Genomic DNA, 7705 nt, shown 5'->3' with positions numbered 1-7705 from the left:
GGTATAGGTGGACTGGACGGGGAACCGGGAGACGCAGGCGGCGAGTTTTTCTTCGATGAGGGTGCGGGCGATGGTTTGCGCTTCCTCGGCGGAGGTGGCGGTGATGAGAACGATGAGAGCGTCAGACATCGGGGTAGTCATGGGGAATGGATTGGTGAACAATCTAGGTCGGGTTTGGGGGGGTCGTCGTCAGGGATTGAAGGTCTCATTCGGCAACGGAACCCGTAACGGAACCCGTCACTATCGTATGATGCGTCTTGTAGGATGGGGAGCCAAATTCTGAAATCAGGTTTGGGATGTTTTCGAGGCGGATTGTGGCTGTCTCGTCAGAATTGATTTCGTAAACCCATTGGCTTTCCTCACATGAGGATGAACGGATGGGTGCGATCGCGTCGGGAAATTGCCCCTCTCGACGCGCCTGCTCGTTAATCTGTTGTAGGTTTTGGCTGAGTTCTAAGGCAAACTGGAGTTGCTGGGGTCTAACCCACCACTGAAAACGGTATTCGTTCCTCTCCGCATCATCGATAGAACTCCATTGCGTCGAGGGAATGGCCTCTAACAACTCTTGAGGGGTTAAACGGCAGATATCCATCTCTTCCATCTTCTCAAGTAACTGACGTTCTGCTTGCCAGACTTCGGCGGCGATTAGGTTGAAGTAGGGTGTGGCCAGGGGCCAGAGAAGCTGACGTATTGGAGGTGCGCCTTCGATCAGAGTTGAATCTGTCCAAGTTGATGAGTAAAAGTAGGCTTCAAATTTTAATCGTGACAGGCTGGTGTTTTGATGGGTGGCGATCGCGGGTTCAAGTTTTGCTTTGATATTGTCTGGGATATTGTCTGGGAAATCGTCGAGTTGACGAATCAGGTTTAGAAGATGTTTGTAATGGGTCTCAAGAGTCGCTTGAGAGGCTAAATCGGGATTCTTGTCTAACGACTTGAGCAGGTTTAAGATAGCGTTGAAACTCGCTTCAGTTTGATTGATGTCCCCAGCTTGGTGACGCTCAATGATGTTCAGCATGATGAGCTGAGATAGGCGGATCGGGAGCGACAGTTTGGGGAGTTGCGTTGAAAAATTGTAGGTTCGTACATCATAGGGAAGTCCGAAATCGAGGTTTTCGTCTTGAGCGAGGCGATCGCGAATTTGGTTCAGTTCGGCTCGATTGTCATCGAGATAGCGTTGTAGTTCTTGGGGGATTTCGGGTAAACGGCGATCGCCTGACTCAAAGACTTGTTGTAGATAGCGATCGAGACGATCTCCAAGCTGCTCAACATCAGAATGATCGGCCCATGCTTCTAATTCTAAGGCGAAGGAACTTGGCTCTCGGGGTGGAAAGTCTTGGTACATCTTTTCCGAGTATTGGTCTCGGTTCGCTAAGGAATCTCGACTCATGGTATTAGCGAAAAACACCCCGATGATCCAGCTAGTAATTAGGACGATATTGGCAATCATTAACAAACGAGGTTTCCAGGGTTTTGGCTTCATTTAATCTGACCTCCCGGTTGGCTCTTCATTGCCGCAAAGTGTTCTAAGAGCAAGCGATGGCTGAAGATATATCCACCCCCCATTTTTTGGACAAAGATACAGGAGGTTGCATAATCGAGAAAGTGAGCATAGTTCCAGGGAATGCGATTTTGCGATCGCAACAGTAGTCGGAGTAAACCATGTTTTAGAGCCGCAATTCCACCACTAACCAATCCCACGCCAATTCCTAAAGCAATTCCCGCTGAGATAGACACGCCAACCCATCCAGCTAGGGTTCCTAAAAGAACCATGGCCACGGTTCCTAAAATCAGGCTATTGTGTAAGGCTTGCCAAATACCCTGATTGGGCGTTGTTGTGGTCTTGTCAATATCTGTTCCGGTAAAACCACCAATTAGAAAAGCAACGAGTCCCCCCAGAAATTGAAGGATAATTCCTAAGGGAATCCCTAAGATAAAGGAAGCTAAAAATTGAGTCCAGATAGAATTAGGCATTGTCGTTAAACCAAAATCTAGGGACAAGACAAAAAACAGATAAACTATCGAAATTTGACCGAGAATAAGACCAATTGCCAACCCCCACAGCATCCCCTCTATGAGTTTTTGTTTCCCCCAAAACCAAGACCATTGAAGTTTGTTGTATGACCGAATAGGGGTTTTTGCAATGACTAAAAACACGATAGCACTAGAGGCATAAATAACATAAAGTAAAGGTAGAGTTTCCAGACTCGCAAAGATTAGGTAAGATTTTTTATAAATTATCCAATCTTCATAAAAACGAGTGGCGCCTAGTCCTAAAAGGACGGCGATCGCCCCACTAAACACACTATAACTAAACACTCCCAGAGGGGAGAATACCCTGGGGCCAAAGGCTTGACGGAAGACGGACCAACATACCGCACTCATAAATCCTAAGACTGCCCCGGTTATTGTTGTTATAAAAAACAGAGAAAAACTAACTTCAAAAACAGCCGTAAAATTGGGCAGTATCATTGAAAAAATTGCGCCAAAAACTGCACCTAGACTTGAAAAAAGTTTAGCATGATATTCAAACTTCTGAGAGTTGCGGCTTAACCAACTCTGTTGAATCCCCTCAATCAAAAACACCGTCTGCGACTCTTTCACGAGCTGACGAGCCAACTCACTGAGCCAATGTTTGGTGTGCTGATCTTGATAAGGCTTATCAGCAACGCGCCGGGCCAGCATTCGCTCAATATATTTATCAAATAAATGCTGACGGCGTTCCTCTGCATTCACTCTCCTTTGGATTTCATGAGCAGAAATCCCCTGATAGGCGATGGACATAATACTCAACATTAAGGGCGATCGCGCCAGTTCTTGTAGGCTGGAATCCTCCTGTATTATCTGAGCGATTGCCGCGAGATCTTCGCCAGACTTTAAAAAATACTGGTTAACCTGTTCCGGGGTTAACGGTTGCAGACAAATTGCTCCTTGAAGCTGTAAACGAGTCTGGAGAGCTTCATAATCACTAATACGGCTACAAACAATTAGATCCGTTTGCCCATGATCCTGATAAAATTGGTTGATGGCCTCAACACAAGACTCGCGATGTCTGGGATTGACTTCATCTAAGCCATCGAGTAGTAGTAACAGTTTCTGATCCTGAATCCAAGTTTTGGCGATTTCGCGGCGAACCTGATATTTGCTTTGGAGTTCAGTGACTAACCAGTCGGCGATCGCCTGTCGTTTTCCGGGCCAGGATGACAGATTTAAAATAACAGGAATTGCCAAGTTTACATCATATTTAGCTCGTTCAATCAATTCCCGAGCAATTTCTAAGAGCGTGGTTGTTTTTCCCGAACCAGGAGCGCCTAAAATTAGCAAACTTCGTGATGCACCTAAGTCATCAAACTTGGCGATCGCCTGGGTTCCTGGAGGTAGCATATCCGAGGTGTCTTGACGGCGCCAGAGAAGACTCCAGGGGCGATCGAGTAGATCGTCACGGGAGTCTAAACCCAATTCCAGAGCCACACGACGTTGTAAGGAACGTTCGAGAACCCCCTCAATCCAATAATGACTCACTTTATCGAGTAACACTTGACGATTACGATACTCTTGTCTGAGAGGTGGTGCCGGCGATCGCAACCGGGTACGAGAGGATTCTAAAAGGATTTGATAAACGGGGAAAGCTTCACTAATATTCTTGAGTTCTCGCAAGCCTAAATACGTCGCCTTGACAGATAATGTTTTTTTGACATCATCATAAACGGTCTTCGACAAACAAATTCCTCCCGGTTCAGCCTGAGTTTGTAGGCGAGCCGCAATGTTAACCCCGTTGCCCATAATGTCATTGTCTTTAAGGTAAACATTGCCTAAATGAATACCAATGCGATGATTCAAAACATCGTCATCCGAGAGAGATTTTGACTGGTTGGCCAACTGTTTCTGAATCTCCAAAGCACAAGCCACCGCTTGCAAGGCATTGTCAAAATACATTAACAATCCGTCTCCTGTCGATTTGAGAACCCGGCCCTGCGTCTCTTGACAGATTTGCCTCATTAACCCCAAATCTCGCTCGACTAACCCTAGGGTTCGCTCTTCATCAGCGGCCATTCTGGCACTAAACCCCACCGCATCACTAAAGACAACAGCCGCCAAGATTCGTTGTGGATCTAGCAAAGTGCTTGGATGGTCATTCATGGTTCTCACCTCGTTATGCAATCCCAGACTCGGACGATCGCGAGACAACAGCTCAAGGGAGATTGACTCAACTTGACTCTGCATCCCCGCAAACTGATGCAAGACTGTGCTGCTGATTACCGCTCATTTCTTAGATGTCGCCATTGTACGGCCGGTTATGGGTTCCCTTTTCCGATATATTAAGCGTGTTCACCCTTACTGTTTGAAGCGGAGTTGCGACGATGCTGTATCCCGTTGTCTGGCGCGACGATCGCGTGGCGCTGATTGACCAAAATCGATTACCCCGAGAATTAACCCAAGTCGAGATTCGTCGGAGTGACGACATGGCCATGGCCATCAAAACCATGATTGTCCGGGGTGCGCCAGCGATTGGGGTGGCGGCGGCCTATGGGATGTACCTGGGGGCCGGGGAAATCGAAACCCGCGATCGCACCGCCTTTCTCGAACGCCTCGAAGCCGTGGGCCAGATGCTGCGGGACACTCGGCCCACCGCCGTTAACCTCTTCTGGGCCATTGAGCGGATGTTAAAGGTGGCCCGCACCACTCCCGGAACCGTTGAACAGGTGCGTCAAACCCTATTAGAGACCGCCAAAGCCATTAATGCGGAGGATATTGAGACCTGTCAGGCGATCGGCGATCATGGCTTGGAGTCCCTCCCGAAACAGCCGGACAAACTGCGCCTGTTGACCCACTGTAACGCTGGTGCGTTGGCCACGGCTGGCTATGGAACGGCGCTGGGGGTGGTGCGTTCCGCCTATACCGCTGGACGCTTGCAACGACTCTATGCTGATGAAACCCGTCCCCGTCTCCAGGGTGCAAAACTGACCACCTGGGAATGTATCTATGATGGGATTCCGGTCACGGTGATTACCGATAGTATGGCGGCTCATTGTATGCAGCAAAATATGATTGATGCGGTGGTGGTGGGGGCCGATCGCATCGCCGCCAATGGTGATACGGCCAATAAAATTGGGACTTATAGCCTGGCGCTGGTGGCGAAGGCCCATAATATCCCCTTTTTTGTAGCCGCTCCGAAATCTACGGTAGACTTGAGCCTGAGCCATGGTGGTCAGATTCCCATTGAGGAACGGGACCCGGTGGAGATTTACCAAATTGGTGAGACGCGCCTGGTTCCTAAGGGGGCCGAGTTCTATAATCCCGCCTTTGATGTCACTCCAGCGGAGTTGATTACCGCCATTATCACCGAACAGGGAGCGATCGCGCCGGCAGAACTCCAGAGTATTTTTGCCAATCCCTCCCCCGCGTCCTAGGTCAATCTCTCCGTTTCCAGAAATTAGCTTGTACAATAGCCATTAAGTCGCCCTTCGACATTATGCCGAGCGATTCTCACCGCGTCGTTGCCATCTATCCCGGTAGCTTTGACCCCATTACCCTAGGTCATCTCGATATTATCGAGCGAGGTTGTCGATTATTTGACAAAGTCGTGGTTGCTGTGGTAAGGAATCCGAATAAGAGTCCTCTCTTGGAGGTCGACGAACGCATCGGGTTAATCGAACAAAGTACCGAACATCTCAGCAACATCGAGATCGATCGCTTTGATGGTCTAACGGTAAACTACGCTAAACTCAAAGGGGCAAGTGTCCTGCTTCGCGGATTGAGGGTGCTGTCTGATTTCGAGATGGAGTTACAAATGGCTCATACCAATAAAACCCTCTCGGATTCCATCGAGACCGTGTTTCTCGCCACCAGCAACGAATATAGCTTCCTCAGCAGTAGCCTTGTCAAAGAGGTTGCTCGCTTCGGCGGCTCTGTCGATCGCTTTGTACCTCCACCTGTAGCCACAGAGATTTATCGATGTTACGTCAGGACTCAGCCGGGATCGATTCCCAATCCGAAAACCGCCAACCCCAACCCGAACCGACCGCGCCTGTAGATGGCGATCGCGCCGAACAGACGGGTTCGGGAAGTGTCAATATCCAGCAAGCCTTAAACCGTATCGAGGAAGTCATCCTCGATAGTCCCCGCATTCCGTTTACGGGACGGACACTCATTGACGAGGAACCGCTACTCGATCTCCTCGATGCGATTCGGCTCAATCTTCCCACCGCATTTCAGGAAGCCGAAGAGGTGGTTCGTCAGAAAGACGAGATTTTCCGCCAAGCTGAACAGTACGGACGCGAAATTGTAGACGCCGCTGAACAACAGGCGGCCAATATCCTCGACGAGATGGGATTGGTTCGCCAAGCCAAGGTCGAAGCCGACCGAATGCGTCAACAAGTTCGGACGGATTGTGAGGTGGCCCGCGAACAAGCGATTCGTGAGATCGAGCAACTCCAACAGCAGGCGCAACAAGAACTTGAGCAGATCCATGCGCGAGCCTTGGCCGAAGCCAGTACCATCGAGTCGGGTGCGGATGAGTACGCAGATAAGGTACTTCAGAACATTGAGCAACAACTCAGTGACATGATGCGCGTTATCCGCAATGGTCGCCAGCAGCTTCAGCAGGAGTCCACCTATCGCGCACATCAGAAGGAAAGCAGTTCTCAAGCGATTCGCCGCTACTGATGGCGACGATGAGGCTAGGATTCGTCGAGTCCCAACTCCCGTAACCGTTGTTCCATGGCTTTGAGTTGTGCTTCGGCGGTTTCGGCTCGCTGGCGTTCCCGTTGACGTTCGGCTTCAGCGGTTTCGGCTCGTTGGCGTTCCCGTTGATGTTCGGCTTCGGCGGTTTCGGCTCGTTGGCGTTCCCGTTGATGTTCCTCTTCAGCGGTTTCGGCTCGTTGGCGTTGGCGATCGCGTTCGGCTTCGGCTTCCTGACGACGGCGATCGAGTTCAATAAACCCTAAAAAGGGATCGCCAGTGGGAGTGAAAATCTTTAGAGTTTCCTCTTCGAGTTGAAAACGAATCCCCAAACGAGGACTCACCCAACCTTGTATATCTTCAATTGGATCTAAGCGTCCCTCCCCACGAATCATCCCCGCTAAATCCACCTCATCTGGGTCATAAACATAGTATTCTTCGACCCCGTGATAATCGTAAAACGCTTGTTTCTGAATCATTTCTGAAACTCGATTTCCTGGTGAGAGAATTTCAAACACCACTTGCGGCGCGATATGGTCTTCTTCCCATTGTTTATAAGACCCGCGATCGCCTTTCGGTCGTCCAAACACCACCATCGCATCGGGTGCGCGACGAATGCGGTTATTTCCCTCCACGGGATACCAGAGTAAATCCCCGGCGACGAACACATCAGGATTGTCCGCAAAGAGTAATTCTAAGTTCTCTTTAATCACCACAATCCAGCGAAATTGTTTAGTATTGTCCGCCATCGGTTGTCCGTCACTATCGGGGTAGATGATATCAGTTGATTTCGAGAGTTCTCTAACCATTAGCTGTCTCCTGAATCCAATCCTAGGTCTCGTAACCGTTGTTCCATGGCTTTGAGTTGTGCTTCGGCGATTTCGGCTCGTTGGCGTTCCCGTTGATGTTCCTCTTCAGCTAAATTAGCTCGTTCTTCAGCGGTTTCGGCTCGTTGGCGTTGGCGATCGCGTTCGGCTTCGGCTTCCTGACGACGGCGATCGAGTTCAATAAACCCTAAAAAGGGATC

7 protein-coding genes and 1 pseudogene are annotated in these 7705 nt (G+C 49.6%); 3 read left to right on the top strand and 5 right to left on the bottom strand.

What is annotated here, in order from left to right:
• The 3 genes from cutA to R6U67_RS12130 all read right to left on the bottom strand — a co-directional run.
• A partial coding sequence (gene cutA / locus R6U67_RS12140; RefSeq protein WP_410252791.1) for a divalent cation tolerance protein CutA occupies window positions 1-129 on the bottom strand: 129 nt, incomplete at its 3' end.
• 76 nt (window positions 130-205) lie between these two features.
• The gene (locus R6U67_RS12135) at window positions 206-1387 is read right to left on the bottom strand and encodes a hypothetical protein (RefSeq protein ID WP_410252790.1); all 1182 of its coding nucleotides are present in this window, start codon (window positions 1385-1387) and stop codon (window positions 206-208) included.
• An 89-nt stretch (window positions 1388-1476) separates the two neighbouring features.
• Complete coding sequence (locus R6U67_RS12130; RefSeq protein WP_410252789.1) at window positions 1477-4137, bottom strand: NACHT domain-containing protein; 2661 nt, start codon at window positions 4135-4137, stop codon at window positions 1477-1479.
• A 221-nt stretch (window positions 4138-4358) separates the two neighbouring features.
• On the opposite strand from R6U67_RS12130, the gene mtnA reads away from it, so the two are divergent.
• From mtnA to R6U67_RS12115, 3 genes are all read left to right on the top strand, one after another.
• A complete protein-coding gene (gene mtnA / locus R6U67_RS12125) occupies window positions 4359-5408 on the top strand; it encodes an S-methyl-5-thioribose-1-phosphate isomerase (RefSeq protein ID WP_410252788.1) in 1050 nt (349 codons plus the stop codon).
• A gap of 62 nt (window positions 5409-5470) precedes the next feature.
• Window positions 5471-6031: a pantetheine-phosphate adenylyltransferase gene (gene coaD, locus R6U67_RS12120; protein WP_410252787.1), complete on the top strand. Its 561-nt coding sequence runs from the start codon at window positions 5471-5473 to the stop codon at window positions 6029-6031.
• Window positions 5953-6663 carry a hypothetical protein gene (locus R6U67_RS12115; protein WP_068789920.1) on the top strand — a complete coding sequence of 237 codons (711 nt, stop codon included), beginning with the start codon at window positions 5953-5955 and terminating at the stop codon, window positions 6661-6663. The genes coaD and R6U67_RS12115 overlap by 79 nt, the downstream gene beginning before the upstream one ends.
• A 14-nt stretch (window positions 6664-6677) precedes the next feature.
• Here the strand turns inward: R6U67_RS12115 and R6U67_RS12110 are convergent, their stop codons facing one another.
• Window positions 6678-7487: a Uma2 family endonuclease gene (locus R6U67_RS12110; protein WP_410252786.1), complete on the bottom strand. Its 810-nt coding sequence runs from the start codon at window positions 7485-7487 to the stop codon at window positions 6678-6680.
• Window positions 7487-7705, bottom strand: a pseudogene (locus R6U67_RS12105) (Uma2 family endonuclease); the annotation flags it as partial. The pseudogene R6U67_RS12105 and the gene R6U67_RS12110, both read right to left, overlap by 1 nt.

Source organism: Sodalinema sp., from assembly GCF_046483825.1.
Lineage (GTDB): Bacteria > Cyanobacteriota > Cyanobacteriia > Cyanobacteriales > Geitlerinemataceae > Sodalinema.
The sequence above is the reverse complement of the archived record's forward strand: the minus strand, read 5'-3'. Positions and strand labels throughout refer to the sequence as shown.